We start from the raw sequence: 14,024 nt of genomic DNA, 5'->3' as shown, positions 1-14,024 counted from the left end.
TCTGTATTAAAGAGTTAATACAATAACACAAATGCATGACGAAAAGGAGAGGCATGTTATGGATGTATATACCGCTGCACTTATTGCAGGAGCCGCAGTTTCAGTGATCGTCATAGCGGTCTGTTCAAGATATGCAGCCCGGAAAAGACTGCGGGACTTTATCCGGGATCAGTACGGAAAAAAGCCGGAGAAAAGAGATCTGGATCTGAAACTGGCCGGCATGTATTATGCGGAGGCAGAGCATAGTGATGAGAATGGGCTTGTCGATGATGAGACGTGGAACGACCTCGATATGGAGGAGGTGTTTTGGCGGATCAATTCGGCCTGCTCTTTTGCCGGGGAGCAGTATCTGTACGCAGCACTCAGGATCTTGTCACAGGACAAAGAACGTTTTGCACAGTATGAGCAGAAGATCGCCTTTTTTGAGGCTGAGCAGGAGGAACGGGCAGAGATCCAGTATGAACTCCACAAGATCGGAAAGCGGCCAAGTTTTTATTATGTGCCTTCTTTTTTCAATAATGCGGATGCATTCGGGATGCGTCATGTCTGGAGCTACAGGATCATGCAGGCGGTCTTTCTGGTGAGCCTGCTGCTCTGCCTCATTCTGCGCACGGAGTGGATATTTGCGGCCGCGGGTGTTGTGTTTCTCGTGAACCTTGCCGTTTACGGTACAATGAAGGGGAAATATGACACGCAGCTGGAAGTGATAGAAGGAATCTACGGCCTGATGAGGGCCGCACAGAAGATAACGGACAGCAGGCAGGGACGGTTCGCTCAGGTATCTCCGGAACTTTTCCGCGTGGCCGGAGAACTGAAGCATTCGGAGAAAAAGTTTGTATATCTGCTCGGCAGAAAGCGGACGTCGGCATCCGGCGACTTTATGGAGATGGCGGCCGCATATATCACGGGCGCGTTTCTTCTTGACTTTACCGTGTATAACAAGATCATCCGGGAGATATGCGCAAAGATGGATACGTTTATCTGGCTGTATGAACTGATCGGGGAACTGGATATGCTTCTGTGCGTCGCATCATTCAGAAAAAGTCTCCCCGTCTTTTGCGTACCCGGATTCCACAGGGAACTGTCTGTTGAGATGGAGGATATATATCATCCTCTGATCGGCCATCCTGTGTACAACAGTGTCAGGCTGAATAAAAATACGATCATCACAGGCTCCAATGCATCCGGTAAATCGACGTTTATCAAGGCTGTCGCCGTCAATGAGATATTAGCTCAGACGATACATACGTGTACGGCCCGGAGTTTTATGCTTCCGGCCACGTACGTCAAATCGTCCATGGCAGTGAAGGACAACCTGATGGGAGGGGAGAGTTATTATATCCGCGAGATCAAGTCTCTGAAGAGAACGGCGTTCAGCGTGGACGGACGCCTGCCTGTATTCTGTGCCATTGACGAGATCCTCCGCGGGACAAACACGGACGAACGGCTGGCGGCGTCTGCGGCTATTCTATCGTATCTGCAGGATAAGAACTGTATCGTACTCGTGGCCACACACGATCTGGAGCTTCTGGAAATGCTGAGAGGGAGCAGTTATGACTACTATTATTTCAGTGAGCAGCCGGAGGCGGAGGATGTTATATTTGACTATAAGATTCACAGAGAGGTCAATAAAAATACGAACGCCATAAGACTTCTTGAGCAGATCGGTTTCCCGGAAGAAGTGATCGGGTGCGCCAATAGGTTTTACGAAGAAATAATTGTGACCAAATCACAGAAATGATTCTTAAATGGTGTATAATAGAGACAACATCAAAACAAAATAAGATTAATGATAGAAAGGAAGTAATCATATGGCAGCAATACATTTAACGAAGGACAATTTTAAACAGGAGGTTCTGGAATCAGAAGTTCCGGTACTCGTAGACTTTTGGGCAGAGTGGTGCGGACCGTGTCAGATGGTCCTGCCGATCGTTGAGGAACTGGCCGGTGAAGTGAAGAACGCGAAGATCTGCAAGGTCAACGTAGATGAGCAGATGGAGCTGGCGAAAGAATTCCGTGTCATGTCCATACCGACACTTATGGTATTCAAGGACGGGCAGAAAGTAAAATCAGAAGTTGGCGCCAAGTCAAAAGAAGAACTGAAGGCTATGCTGGAAGTGTAGAAAACAGATAAAAAGACCTCTGTCAAGTAATGTGTCCAGATTTCTGGGTACATATCACAAGACAGAGGCCTTTTTTATTTGTCTATGATCCGGAATACCTGCTCCGCCGCTGCAGCCATATTATCCCGTGCCGTTTCTGGCTTCATGGCTTCCTCCAGCGTTGTGACGCCGCGCACGATGGGAAAGAAGCCGTCGATGCCGGCCTGGTTGCAGGCCGATGCTTCCTTTGTCACACTTCCGGCGAACGCGATGACTTTTATACCGTACTTTTTCGCAAGCCTTGCCACGCCTGCAGGGGCTTTTCCCATGGCGGTCTGGGCATCGAGACAGCCTTCGCCGGTGACGACGATATCGGCGCCGGCAAGCTCTGATTCGAGATCCACTGCTTCAAGGATCAGGTCGATGCCCGGTGTGAGAGAAGCGTCCAGATAACTGAGAAGGGCAAAGCCGAGTCCGCCGGCAGCTCCGGCGCCGGGCGCGCCGCTATGGTCGGCGCCGAATGTCCGGAACGTGACTGCGGCAAAGTGGGCCATATGTGCGTCAAGCGTTTCCAGCATGTCCGGCGTCACACCCTTCTGGGGGCCATAGATATACGTAGCGCCGTTCTTTCCGCAGAGCGGGTTTGTCACATCGCAGGCTGCCTGAAAGCAGCATTCGGACAACAGAGGATTCCGCCCGTCCGTATCAACGGACATTACACGTCCGAGGGCGGCCGCTCCTTCCCCGGCATCCTTGCCGTCTCTGTCCAGGAAGCGGTAGCCGAGCGCTTTTAACATGCCGATCCCGCCGTCGTTCGTGGCGCTGCCGCCAATGCCGATGATGAAGTTGCGGCATCCCCGGACGAGGGCGTCGCTGATCATTTCCCCGACGCCGTATGTGCTGGCCGAAAGCGGGTCTTTCTCATCCGGAGGGACTAAAGTGATACCTGCCGCTGCGGCCATTTCGATCACGGCAGTGGAAGTTTCCTCCAGATATCCGTAACTGGCAGACACCGGCTGTCCCAAAGGGCCGGTGACAGTGATGTCAATTTTTTTCCCGTTCAGGCCTTCTACAAGAGCGTCCGTTGTTCCCTCTCCGCCGTCCGCCAGAGGTTTCACGATGACAGAGGCATCCGGCCTGGCGGCAAGAATGCCTGCTTTCGCGGCGCGCCCGGCTTCCATGGAAGACAGGCTCCCCTTGAATGAGTCCACAGCAATTACAACTTTCATTTTTCTATGCTCCTTTTGGTTGTTGATATATCAAGCATATCACATATGCGCGGCCGTCAGGAAACGCTTTCGGCGATCTTTGCTGTTATTTTCAGGAATCTGTCGATGTCATCGGCGCTGTTGCAGTGCAGCGGGGATACGCGGATGGCTCCTTCGATACCGAGCGCTTCTACAATTCTTTTAGAGTACATGCTGCTTCTCAGGCGCTCAAACACGGTGACGCCATGCTCCAGATATTTCTGGACACACTCGGAATATTCAATTCCCCGGATCCCCATGGCAATGATCAGATCTTTATATGTCAGGTCTTCCATATCCACATATACTTCAACATTTTTAATATGGCGCAGTCCGGGAACTTCTTTCGTTCCTTCCAGCATACGGTAAAGCAGCGCTCTCTCCTGCAGATGGATCCGGTTCATACCCTCCACATACAGCGCCCGTCTGTCCGCGGCGTCGCAGAAATGCGAGCCGATGGAGCATACATAGTCGATGACGGCCATCATTGCGGCGAAGTTAGCCGGAGTGGGTGTTCCAAGCGACCAGACATCAGCCTCTTTATGTATTAATTTGTGGTGCGGCATTACAGCTACCCGGTCTGATACATATGCGTAACCGCATCCGCGGATGCCGAAGAACTTGTAAGGCGCAAAGTTCGCGATATCCACACCCCAGTCTTCCACGTCGATAACGGCGTGGGGCGCGTGCTGTACAGCGTCGCTCACTACATAGATGTCAGGATTGATCTCTCTGGCGCGCCGGGTGATCTCTTTGATATCCATAATGTTTCCGGAGATGTTGGAGGCGGCCATAATGCTAAGCAGACAGGTATCTTTATCTACATACTTCATCACTTCATCCGGGTCAATGCCTCCGGTCGTCTTGTTGGCGGGGACTACGCGGAATTCTCTTCCTGTTTTATTACAGTAGTATTCCACGGCATCATGCGCGGACGGATGCTCCAGCGAGGAGGTGACCGCATTGGTTCCCCATTTCACATTTTCCATGACAGCGCCGACCGCCTGGTACATTGCCTGGGAAGCTGACAGCTCTGTCAGCAGCGCGCCGAATACAACTTCAAGGATCTCCTTTGTTCCGTTTTTTACATAGGACTGTAATTCCAGGCCTCTCCCGCGCACACGTTCCGGGCAGTCCGGAAACTGTTCTACAGCGCATTTAACTTCCACAGCTTTCTTCAGTCTCAGAGAGCCGCCGGAGTTCTCAAAAAAGAGGCGAGTGCCGTGCTCCGGGTCTTCATCTGCATGATAAAATTGTTCTTTTAAACTTTTCTGATACGCGTCAGAAAATAAAATTCCATGTTCAGTGTTCATCTTTCATCCTCCTTATCTGGACGTTTTTTTGATCTTTTAATTCATCATAGCATGAACGATAAAAATTGAGAAATGAATAATTTCATTGTATAATATTAATAAAATTTATATTTAACAGATGCATGGAAACGGGAAGATAAAAGGAGGAAATATATGAATCTGTCAGAGATAGAAACTTTCTTAATGATCGTAAAGACAAAGAATATTACAAAGACGGCGGAAAATCTGTTCCTGTCGCAGCCTACGGTAAGCCACAGGCTGAAATCGCTGGAAGATGAACTGGAAGTGAAGCTCATAACGAGAAAGAAGGGCTACAAGCAGATCGAACTTACGGCACAGGGCGAGGAGTTTATCCCGATCGCCGAGCGGTGGGTGTCGATCTGGCAGGAAATGCAGCGGCTGAAAGACAGCCAGGAGAAGCTGAACCTGACGGGCGCCTGTACAGATACGCTGAACAGTGCCATATTATTTGACCTTTACCGGGATATGCTGGATGAAGAAGAGATGATAATGAATCTGCTCATTAAGACACATTACTCTTATGAGGTATACGGACTTCTGGAAAATCACGATATTGACCTCGGGTTTGTATACCACCATCTGCATTTTAAAAATATTGTGGCGGAACCAGTGTTAAAGGAGAAGATGTATCTTATACAGGCAGATGAGACGCGGCTCAGGAAACCGGTCATCCATACCGATGAGCTCGATCTGGGGCGGGAGATATATGTAAGCTGGGAGGCGAATTACCAGATCTGGCATGACCAGTGGGTGTCCAGAGGAGAGCGTCCGCGCATCCAGGTCGATACGTTTGAGCTGTTGTTCCATCTCCTGTCCAAAGAACAGATGTGGGCGATCGCACCGGTCTCTGTGGTGGAACGTATCCGCAGTCTGCGGCCTGTGTATGTAAGTGAGCTCGGCAATCAGATCCAGCCTCCGGAGAGGATCACATATAAGATAAAGCACAAATTTCCGAATGAGGCGACATTGAAAGCCGTGCAGGTGTTTGAGGACAGGCTGGACGGATATCTGAGGCAGAAGGGCTGGGATTCTGCCGGTCAATAATAGAAAAAGTTAATATATTATAGTTAAATAATTTATTTTTTTAAATAATATTCGTGTGCTATACTGTAACCAATCCATAAAAATGAACGAAAAAAGGCAGACAAAATAGTGATAATCCACAAAATAAAAGGAGGACACCGGATGGAGGCAAAATTTCTTATATCAGGTGACTCGGCTGTTTCCGTACAGATGGGCAGTGAGATAAGCCTGGAGGTGAATCAGCTCGTGCGCATGCTTTTCCTGGACCTTACGAACGATCCTGTCGAGGGGATCGTCGAGATGGTTCCGACCTATGCTTCATTGATGATACATTATAGGCCGGAAAAGATACAGTACAGCCGGCTGAAAGAGGAGATAGAAGGCCGGCTTGGGAGCATGGAGCAGGTGGAAGAAGGATCCCGTATCGTGAAAGAGATCCCGATCTGCTACGGAGGAGAACTGGGACCGGATCTTGAAGACTGTGCGGCTGTTGAGAATGTGTCGTCAAAAGAGTTTATCCGTATGCATTCAGAACATGAGTATTATACCTATATGCTCGGATTTGCTCCCGGACACGCGTATATGGCCAGATTTGAAGAACCGTTTCATTTTAAAAGGAGGGAGACGCCGAGGGTGAGGATACCCGGACAGTCTATTGTCGTACAGCTCAACCTGTCCAATCTCATTCCGTTTGACCAGCCATGCGGATGGAATATCGTAGGCGCCACACCGCTTACCATCTGTGATCATACGAAGAAAGATCCGTTCCTCGTACATGCGGGGGAATGGGTGAGATATGTGCCGGTAGGTAGGCGGGAATATGAGAAGATCAAAGAAGATGTAAGAAGAGGAACATATCGTCTGAAAACATATGAAAAGGCGGTGAAATAATGGGCATTATCGTTGAGAACCCGGGGATACTGACCACGGTGCAGGACGAAGGGAGATTCGGGTACCAGCAGTTCGGCGTGTCACCGGCCGGACCGATGGACACGCAGTCCTTTTATCTGGCCAATATCCTGGCGGGGAACAGAAGGAGTGAAGGACTGCTTGAGATGACTTTTTCAGGCCCGACGCTTAAGTTCCAAAAAGACAATATTATAGCGGTGACCGGAGCATCTATGTCTCCGTGCGTGAACGGGGAACCGGTGCCTATGTATCAGGCAGTTTTAGTGAGAGCGGGAGATACGCTTTCCTTTGGGATGACGGACGGCAATGGAAGCAGAGGATATCTGGCATTTGCCGGCGGGCTGGATGTTCCCCTCGTGATGGGGAGCAAGGCGACTCTCATGCGCAATAATCTGGGTGGTATTGAGGGAAGGAAACTGGAAAAGGGAGATGCCATCGGCTTTGCAAGCCCTAAGACAGAGCTTCCGAATATGCCGCTGCGCAGGCTGGCGCCGGAGAGATTTCCGACCGGCGAATTGACGCTCCGAGTAGTGGCCGGCCCGCAGGATACGGACTTTTCAGAGGAGGAACTGAAGCGTTTCTTCTGGTACAGCGCAAAGATAACGAATGAATTTGATCGTATGGGCTGCAGGCTCGAAAGAGAAGAGCCGCTGAAGCATATCGGCGACGGGAACATCATAACAGATGGAATCGCATTTGGTTCTATTCAGGTGCCGTCCAACGGACAGCCGATCATTATGCTGGCGGACAGACAGAGCACGGGCGGTTACAGCAAGATAGGCACAGTCATATCCGTCGATCTGCCAAAACTGACACAGAGTGTTCCGGGCATGCGGGTCCGTTTTGTAAGGGTCGGCATAGAACTGGCGCAGAACTTGTTTGTGAGGCGGCTTAAGAGTCTGGAACGTCTGGAGAAGCAGCTGGGCCGGTGAAGGCAGTATATGGAAGTATGAAAACAAAAGGAAAAGATGGAGGAAATGAATATGAAGATCGTAGTATTGGATGGTTATACGTTAAATCCCGGTGATATCAGCTGGGAAGGTATGGAAGCGCTCGGAGACGTTACAGTCTATGACCGTACCCGGGCGGAGGAAGTGGCGGAGAGGATCGGGGACGCCGAAGTTGTATATACGAACAAGACGCCGATCACGCGGGAGACGCTGGATAAATGCGGCGGGATCCGTTTTATCGGCGTGCTTGCGACCGGATATAATATTGTAGACATAGAGGCGGCAAAGGAGAAGAAAATTCCGGTATCCAATATTCCTACATATGGGACTGCGGCAGTGTCCCAGTTCGCGATCGCGCTGCTTCTGGAACTGTGCCATCACATTGGAGAGCACTCCGACGCGGTGAAAAATGGAGAATGGACGAGTAACCCTGACTGGTGTTTCTGGAAATACCCGCTCGTTGAGCTGGCAGGAAAGACGATGGGAGTCATCGGGTTTGGGAGGATCGGACAGGATACAGGAAAGATCGCACAGGCGCTCGGAATGAAAGTTCTGGCATACGATGCATATAAAAAGCCGGAATTAGAAAGTGACACATGCCGTTACGCGGACCTGGATACGCTTCTTGCCGAGTCAGATGTCATCTCGCTGCACTGTCCGCTGTTCCCGGATACGGAAGGGATCATCAATAAGGACACCATCTCGAGAATGAAGACGGGAGTTATGATCATCAATGATTCGAGAGGTCCGCTCATTGTGGAGGAGGATCTGCGGGATGCGCTGAACAGCGGAAAGGTGGCGGGAGCCGCGCTGGATGTCGTATCTACAGAGCCGATCCGCATGGACAATCCGCTTCTGGACGCCAAAAATGTGATCCTTACGCCTCACATCGCGTGGGCGCCGAAAGAATCGCGCCAGAGGCTTATGAACATTGCGGTGGAAAATCTCCGATGTTTTGTGGCGGGAGCGCCGCAGAATGTCGTAAATAAGTAAAGAGGTATAGGGAAAACCGGCTGCGGGCAGGAAAGGAGTCAGAAAAATGTACAGTGTGGATTTGAACAGTGATATGGGTGAAAGCTTTGGAGCATACAGACTTGGTGGCGATGAGGAGATCATCCGGTACGTGACGACAGCCAATGTCGCCTGCGGGTGGCATGCGGGCGACCCGATGGTCATGGATCAGGTCGTGCGCCTGGCAAAGGAACAGGGCGCGATGGTAGGCGCCCATCCGGGATATCCGGATCTGATGGGGTTCGGCCGCAGAAAGATGGCGCTGTCCTTTCAGGAAGTAAAAAACTATGTGAAGTATCAGATTGGCGCGTTGTCTGCGTTCACACAGAGCAATGGCATGAAGCTGCAGCATGTGGCCCCTCACGGAGCGATGGGGAATCAGTGTCAGTATGATGAAGAAATATCCACGGCGATAGTGGAAGCGGCAGCTGAATTCGACAAAGACCTTATCATCTATTACTGTGCAGGCGCGGTGCTCGGTCAGATAGCAGAGAGCAGAGGACTGCGCGCCGCATCAGAGATCTTTGCGGACCGCGCGTACATGGACGATCTTTCACTCGTGCCGAGAAAGATGGAGGGCTCCATGATCACCGATGAAGAAGTGGCTATAAAGCGGTGTGTGAGGATGATCAAGGAAGGGAAAGTGACTTCCATAAACGGTAAGGAACTGGATATCAGGGGAGATACGCTCTGCGTACACGGCGACGGACCGAAGGCGCTGGCATTCGTACGGAGGATCCGGGAGACCTTTGCTGATGAGGGGATAGAGATCAGAAGTCTGCAGCGATAGTGTAACGCACCAGGGGTAAATCAATGAAATGAAAGATGTGGAAAAATCAGCGTTGATTTATTCCGGTGCTTTTTTCAACCTTTTTTCCGAAAAAAACAGATGAAAATGATAAAGGAGTGAAAGAAAAAGATGAGTAAAGAAGCGACAAAAAAGGAACCTATGTCAGTAGTAAAGAAAATGATGATTGCCCTTGCAGGCGGTCTGGTCGTCGGTATCGGTTTTCTGCTGATCCGCCAGCAGCTTACCTCTTCCGGGAATGAAGCCGCATGGAATGTCATCAACAAGATCCTCTTCCAGGATATCACGGTGGAGGACGGTGTCGGAGCAGTTGGTATCTTCTATATCGTAGGGCAGATATTTATGAGGGGTCTGCAGCTTGCGATCGTACCGCTTGTGCTTGTGTCTTTGAGCCTTGCCATGTGCAGCATTTCAAATTCTACAAAGCTTGGCCGGATCGCGGGACGTACGCTGGCCGGATTTTTCAGCTTTTACGTGTGCGGCGCTTTTCTCGGATGTGTCGTGGCCTATGCCGTAAAGACGCTCGGTTTCTTTAACGTCACACTTCCGAGCGAAGCGGTCACCGAGGCGTCTACCATCGACGCTTTTAATCCGCTGGCGGTCATTGTCAATGCGGTGCCTTCCAACATCACGGAGGCGTTCAGCACGAACAACAGTATTCTGGCGGTCGTTGTCGTGGCGATCATCATCGGCCTGTGCATGAACAAGCTTGGAGACAAGGCGGCGCCTCTTAAAAAGGTGCTGGAAAGTGCGAATGAAGTGATCCAGATGTATCTGACATTCCTTATCAACAAGGTAGGTCCGGTGGCGATCTTCTGTCTCATATCCAGAACATTCGCGATCTACGGTGTTGAATACCTTGCGCCGGCAGCAGCTTACGTTGTATCGGCAATGCTGACACTGTTCCTGCTCGTTGTCATACTCTATCCCACAGGCATCTATCTGGCGACAAAGATGAATCCGTTCAAATTTTTAAAGAAGATCGCAAAAGTGGGTGTGTTCGGATTCTCGACCAATTCTTCGGCTGCATGTCTTCCATTGAACACGAGGACGTGTATAGACGAGCTTGGATGCAGTGAGGAAGTTACAAGCTTTGTGCTTCCGACCGGTATGACGATCAACATGAACGGAACGACGGTCATGCACATGTTTGCGGTCACTTTCATCGCCACTTCCGCGGGAATAGACGTAACGCCGGCCAATCTTATCGTCATGGCATTTTTATCTATCTGCGCGGCGGCGGGGACGCCGGCCATACCGATCGCAGGTACGACGATGATATTTACCGTATTGTCGGGAATGGGCTGGACGACCGAAGCCTGCCTCATCGGTTATGCGCTTGTGGTCGCCATCAACCGTCCGGTCGAGATGGCGCTGCTTCCGCTGAACGTTATCGGCGATGCCGCAACAAATGTGATCGTGAACGCAAAAGAGAAAGAACTGAATAAAGAGATATATAACAGCTAGTCCGTATGGACAGAGTGAAATGCAGAGAAGAAAGCCTGCCGGTATGTAAAAGCCGGCAGGCTTTCTTGTATCTCTGCTGTCAGACGAGAGCTTTGAGTCTGTTTTTATCGGTGATCCTGACCGTTCCCCTGGAAAGCTCCACATATCCTTCGGAGGAAAAGTATTTCAGCATACGGGTCACGACTTCTCTGGCGCTTCCCATGAGTCTGGCGATCTGTTCATGAGTCAGCCTGATCTCATCGGAGTGAAGAGACGCCGCCTCATCGAGCAGAAATATGGCAAGCCTTTTGTCAAAGCTCATGAACAGTATCTGCTGCATGGCCCACATGACGTCCGAGAAACGTTCGGTCGTGAGCTTGTATGTGAATGCCTCCGCATATATGTTGCCTTCGATGATAGCTGAGAACGCTTTGGAGCAAAGCTGTATCAGTTCACAGTCAGATACGACGTCGATGTAGACATCAAAGGTGATGGACTGCAGAACGCACGATGCGGACAGTACGCAGATCTCACCGTCGTTTATCCGGTACAGGGTTATCTCCCTTCCGTCCTCAGAGAGTATGTAGACTCTCAAAGAGCCGGATTTGACGATGAGTGTTCCGATGCACTCGTAGTCGGCGCTGTGGAGTATTTTACCCTTTGGGTATGAACTGGACACGGCGCTTTCAATGAGCATTTTCTGCTGTATATCGGTAAGCTGGTTCCAGAAAGTCAGTGTTTCTTTCAATAATTTAATATCTTCTTGTTGTTTCAGCATAGAACCATCCTTTCCTTTCCATTTATACTGTTTTAAAACAGTATATCACAGATCCGGCCGGAAGATGAAAAAAGAATGACGGATGACAGTCAGCATGCATATTTCCGGGCGCACCGGCGCCAGTGCATGTTGGCGAGCAAAGTTACAGCGAGGGCCAGCGCTACGGCCGCGCATTCGACATACCAGCCGTTTATCATGATGATGAACGACTCATTGATCGGAGTGTAAAACTTCATTGACAGTGTATAACCGCATATGACGACGAAAAAGATCGTTAGATACGGAAGCCAGCGCAGCACAGGACTGGAGCATATGGACAGCCTGTTGCGGATGTATGTCGCCAGAAAGATGCCTATAAAATAATACAAAAAGATGGTCAGAACGTCTCCCCATGTGAGTGTGTAGCTGGCGGGGTTTGCGTAAAAGCCGAGGAACCGGAACGTAAACCAGAAGGCGGCAAACTGGGCGGTATTTACAACGGCATTGAGCAGATGCTCGCGGCGCGCGTTATTGTCTCCGCTCTGAATGATATCATCGCAGAATTCTTTCGGTTCCACGCCGAGCTTTTCCCGGACTGTAAGTCCTTCCTTTTCACCCTCAACCGCCATGCCGATCAAGTCCTTCCGTATGATCTGTACCTGGAAAAGAGACAGGGAAGAGGAGGATAGGTAACGGACCATGTTCTGGACCGCCACGTAATTATCCCTGCATTCTATATAGGCAGACTGTTCATCGTTTTCTCTGTCTAACTTCTTCAGTTCGTTTCTGAATGGGTTCATACTTTATCCTCCTTAAAAATTCGTTTCACAGAAAGGCAGGTTTCCTGCCAGTTAACGTAGAAGCTGTCAAGATATTCCCGGCCGTCCCGGGTGAGGGAGTAATATTTCCTGCTCGGGCCAAGGGGGCTTGGCTTGTAGGAGGCCAGGATCAGCTTTTTCTTTTCCAGCCGCAGAAGCAGCGGATACAGAGTGCCTTCTTTTACATCCTGGAATCCATTTTCCTGCAGCTTGACGACAATTTCGTATCCATAGGTCTCAGACTGGTCGATGATCTTCAGGATACAGCCTTCCAGTATACCTTTCATAAGCTGTGATTTGTCCATTTCCGCTACTTCCTTTCATCTACCTTGCATTACAATGTTCTTAACTATATTGTATCACAAGATAGCTGTATGTCAATCGTATTGTGTATTTTTCTGGAAGAAATGGAAATAATCCAAAAGTATATTCGGTCTGGCAAAGGAGAGAGCTATGAATGAATTTTTTACAGAATACTTACAGAAGATCATACCGGTCAGTTTTAATCTGGAGACGGCGGAAGAATTTATCACGATCGGGGACGCTGTCCCTGAGTTTACCGTAAAGATCAATCGTGATATTCCAAAGCGGGCGCTCCTTAACAGTACGTCGCTTGCCCTCGGCGAGGCGTATATGCGGGAAGATATTGATGTGGATAAGGATTTGTTTGAGGTGCTTGACAGTTTTCTCGGGGAAATGGGAAAGTTCCGTGTAAACCGGGGAGCGCTGCGCCGTATTTTATATACGTCAAAGAACATCCGCAGCCAGGAAAAAGAGGTGACGTCCCACTATGATATCGGAAATGACTTTTACAGGCTCTGGCTGGATGAGACGATGAGCTATTCCTGCGGTTACTTTAAGGAAGAGTCTGATACGCTCTATGAGGCGCAGGTCAATAAGGTGGAGCATATTCTGGATAAGATGTATCTGGAAGAGGGAATGACCGTGCTCGATATCGGATGCGGCTGGGGATTTCTCCTGAAACACGCAGTGAAAAATTACGGAGTGAAAGGAATCGGAATCACGTTGAGCCGGGAGCAGTACGCCAAGTTCCGTAAGGATATTGAGGAGGAGGGACTCGGGGACCGGTTGGACGTGCGTCTTATGGATTACCGTGAACTGAAGGCATCGGGTCTTTCGTTTGACAGAGTGGTGAGTGTCGGTATGCTGGAGCATGTGGGCAGAGGCAATTATCCGCTGTTTCTCGAATGTGTGCAGTCGGTCCTGAAGCCGGGCGGCCTGTTTCTGCTGCATTATATCAGCGCGCTTCAGGAATTTCCGGGAGATGCGTTCATCAAGAAATACATTTTCCCGGGCGGCGTCATACCGAGTCTGCGGGAGATCATCCATCTGATGGGCGACAGAAAGCTGTATGCGACGGATGTGGAGAGTCTGAGACGTCATTATACAAAGACACTGCTCTGCTGGCGGGAGAACCTGCTCAGGCACAGAGAAGAGATAACGGAGAAGTACGGGAGAGAATTTATGCGCATGTGGGAACTGTATCTTGCCTCCTGCGCCGCGACGTTCCACAACGGCATCATAGATCTGCACCAGATAGTCATGACGAACGGGATCAATAATGAACTGCCCATGACGAGAGTCGTATAAGGAAGGCT

At 50.0% G+C, this 14,024-nt stretch carries 14 protein-coding genes; 9 read left to right on the top strand and 5 right to left on the bottom strand.

Features of this window, described 5'->3' with window-relative positions:
• Nucleotides 1-58 precede the first annotated feature (58 nt).
• Together LAJLEIBI_RS13295 and trxA are read left to right on the top strand one after the other, a co-directional pair.
• Complete coding sequence (locus tag LAJLEIBI_RS13295) at nucleotides 59-1,741, top strand: MutS-related protein (protein WP_040434879.1); 1,683 nt, start codon at nucleotides 59-61, stop codon at nucleotides 1,739-1,741.
• A 70-nt stretch (nucleotides 1,742-1,811) separates the two neighbouring features.
• Nucleotides 1,812-2,123 (top strand): thioredoxin, encoded by a 312-nt coding sequence (trxA, locus tag LAJLEIBI_RS13290; RefSeq protein ID WP_006442620.1) that lies wholly within the window; start codon nucleotides 1,812-1,814, stop codon nucleotides 2,121-2,123.
• 74 nt (nucleotides 2,124-2,197) lie between these two features.
• Here the strand turns inward: trxA and LAJLEIBI_RS13285 are convergent, their stop codons facing one another.
• Together LAJLEIBI_RS13285 and LAJLEIBI_RS13280 are read right to left on the bottom strand one after the other, a co-directional pair.
• The gene (locus LAJLEIBI_RS13285; protein WP_006442619.1) at nucleotides 2,198-3,331 is read right to left on the bottom strand and encodes a glycerate kinase family protein; all 1,134 of its coding nucleotides are present in this window, start codon (nucleotides 3,329-3,331) and stop codon (nucleotides 2,198-2,200) included.
• A gap of 56 nt (nucleotides 3,332-3,387) precedes the next feature.
• Complete coding sequence (locus LAJLEIBI_RS13280; protein WP_006442618.1) at nucleotides 3,388-4,662, bottom strand: aminotransferase class V-fold PLP-dependent enzyme; 1,275 nt, start codon at nucleotides 4,660-4,662, stop codon at nucleotides 3,388-3,390.
• 153 nt (nucleotides 4,663-4,815) lie between these two features.
• Here LAJLEIBI_RS13280 and LAJLEIBI_RS13275 point away from each other — a divergent pair, with 153 nt between their 5' ends.
• The 6 genes from LAJLEIBI_RS13275 (at nucleotide 4,816) to LAJLEIBI_RS13250 (ending at nucleotide 10,851) form a co-directional block, all read left to right on the top strand.
• Entirely contained in the window at nucleotides 4,816-5,727 is a 912-nt protein-coding gene (locus LAJLEIBI_RS13275; RefSeq protein ID WP_149301924.1) for a LysR family transcriptional regulator, read from the top strand.
• Between the two features lie 141 nt (nucleotides 5,728-5,868).
• Entirely contained in the window at nucleotides 5,869-6,597 is a 729-nt protein-coding gene (gene pxpB / locus LAJLEIBI_RS13270) for a 5-oxoprolinase subunit PxpB (protein WP_006442615.1), read from the top strand.
• Complete coding sequence (locus tag LAJLEIBI_RS13265) at nucleotides 6,597-7,547, top strand: 5-oxoprolinase subunit C family protein (protein WP_006442614.1); 951 nt, start codon at nucleotides 6,597-6,599, stop codon at nucleotides 7,545-7,547. The genes pxpB and LAJLEIBI_RS13265 overlap by 1 nt, the downstream gene beginning before the upstream one ends.
• Before the next feature lie 51 nt (nucleotides 7,548-7,598).
• Complete coding sequence (locus LAJLEIBI_RS13260) at nucleotides 7,599-8,558, top strand: D-2-hydroxyacid dehydrogenase (RefSeq protein ID WP_040434878.1); 960 nt, start codon at nucleotides 7,599-7,601, stop codon at nucleotides 8,556-8,558.
• A 46-nt stretch (nucleotides 8,559-8,604) separates the two neighbouring features.
• Nucleotides 8,605-9,366: a LamB/YcsF family protein gene (locus LAJLEIBI_RS13255; RefSeq protein ID WP_006442612.1), complete on the top strand. Its 762-nt coding sequence runs from the start codon at nucleotides 8,605-8,607 to the stop codon at nucleotides 9,364-9,366.
• Between the two features lie 159 nt (nucleotides 9,367-9,525).
• Entirely contained in the window at nucleotides 9,526-10,851 is a 1,326-nt protein-coding gene (locus tag LAJLEIBI_RS13250) for a dicarboxylate/amino acid:cation symporter (protein ID WP_243126302.1), read from the top strand.
• Nucleotides 10,852-10,930: 79 nt separating this feature from the next.
• Here the strand turns inward: LAJLEIBI_RS13250 and LAJLEIBI_RS13245 are convergent, their stop codons facing one another.
• The 3 genes from LAJLEIBI_RS13245 to LAJLEIBI_RS13235 form a co-directional block, all read right to left on the bottom strand.
• On the bottom strand, nucleotides 10,931-11,608 hold the full coding sequence (locus LAJLEIBI_RS13245; RefSeq protein ID WP_006442610.1) for a Crp/Fnr family transcriptional regulator: 678 nt from the start codon (nucleotides 11,606-11,608) through the stop codon (nucleotides 10,931-10,933).
• 89 nt (nucleotides 11,609-11,697) lie between these two features.
• Nucleotides 11,698-12,387: a hypothetical protein gene (locus LAJLEIBI_RS13240; RefSeq protein WP_006442609.1), complete on the bottom strand. Its 690-nt coding sequence runs from the start codon at nucleotides 12,385-12,387 to the stop codon at nucleotides 11,698-11,700.
• Nucleotides 12,384-12,710, bottom strand: a complete 327-nt coding sequence (locus tag LAJLEIBI_RS13235; RefSeq protein ID WP_006442608.1) for a PadR family transcriptional regulator — start codon at nucleotides 12,708-12,710, stop codon at nucleotides 12,384-12,386. The genes LAJLEIBI_RS13240 and LAJLEIBI_RS13235 overlap by 4 nt, the downstream gene beginning before the upstream one ends.
• 148 nt (nucleotides 12,711-12,858) lie before the next feature.
• Here LAJLEIBI_RS13235 and LAJLEIBI_RS13230 point away from each other — a divergent pair, with 148 nt between their 5' ends.
• Nucleotides 12,859-14,016, top strand: a complete 1,158-nt coding sequence (locus LAJLEIBI_RS13230) for an SAM-dependent methyltransferase (protein ID WP_006442607.1) — start codon at nucleotides 12,859-12,861, stop codon at nucleotides 14,014-14,016.
• Nucleotides 14,017-14,024 lie beyond the last annotated feature (8 nt).

The organism is [Clostridium] hylemonae DSM 15053, assembly GCF_008281175.1.
GTDB lineage: Bacteria > Bacillota > Clostridia > Lachnospirales > Lachnospiraceae > Extibacter > Extibacter hylemonae.
The sequence above is the reverse complement of the archived record's forward strand: the minus strand, read 5'-3'. Positions and strand labels throughout refer to the sequence as shown.

Coding starts and splice junctions, on each gene's coding strand:
- LAJLEIBI_RS13295 (WP_040434879.1), top strand. CDS start 59: ATGGATGTATATACCGCTGCACTTATTGCAGGAGCCGCAGTTTCAGTG.
- trxA (WP_006442620.1), top strand. CDS start 1,812: ATGGCAGCAATACATTTAACGAAGGACAATTTTAAACAGGAGGTTCTG.
- LAJLEIBI_RS13285 (WP_006442619.1), bottom strand. CDS start 3,331: ATGAAAGTTGTAATTGCTGTGGACTCATTCAAGGGGAGCCTGTCTTCC.
- LAJLEIBI_RS13280 (WP_006442618.1), bottom strand. CDS start 4,662: ATGAACACTGAACATGGAATTTTATTTTCTGACGCGTATCAGAAAAGT.
- LAJLEIBI_RS13275 (WP_149301924.1), top strand. CDS start 4,816: ATGAATCTGTCAGAGATAGAAACTTTCTTAATGATCGTAAAGACAAAG.
- pxpB (WP_006442615.1), top strand. CDS start 5,869: ATGGAGGCAAAATTTCTTATATCAGGTGACTCGGCTGTTTCCGTACAG.
- LAJLEIBI_RS13265 (WP_006442614.1), top strand. CDS start 6,597: ATGGGCATTATCGTTGAGAACCCGGGGATACTGACCACGGTGCAGGAC.
- LAJLEIBI_RS13260 (WP_040434878.1), top strand. CDS start 7,599: ATGAAGATCGTAGTATTGGATGGTTATACGTTAAATCCCGGTGATATC.
- LAJLEIBI_RS13255 (WP_006442612.1), top strand. CDS start 8,605: ATGTACAGTGTGGATTTGAACAGTGATATGGGTGAAAGCTTTGGAGCA.
- LAJLEIBI_RS13250 (WP_243126302.1), top strand. CDS start 9,526: ATGTCAGTAGTAAAGAAAATGATGATTGCCCTTGCAGGCGGTCTGGTC.
- LAJLEIBI_RS13245 (WP_006442610.1), bottom strand. CDS start 11,608: ATGCTGAAACAACAAGAAGATATTAAATTATTGAAAGAAACACTGACT.
- LAJLEIBI_RS13240 (WP_006442609.1), bottom strand. CDS start 12,387: ATGAACCCATTCAGAAACGAACTGAAGAAGTTAGACAGAGAAAACGAT.
- LAJLEIBI_RS13235 (WP_006442608.1), bottom strand. CDS start 12,710: ATGGACAAATCACAGCTTATGAAAGGTATACTGGAAGGCTGTATCCTG.
- LAJLEIBI_RS13230 (WP_006442607.1), top strand. CDS start 12,859: ATGAATGAATTTTTTACAGAATACTTACAGAAGATCATACCGGTCAGT.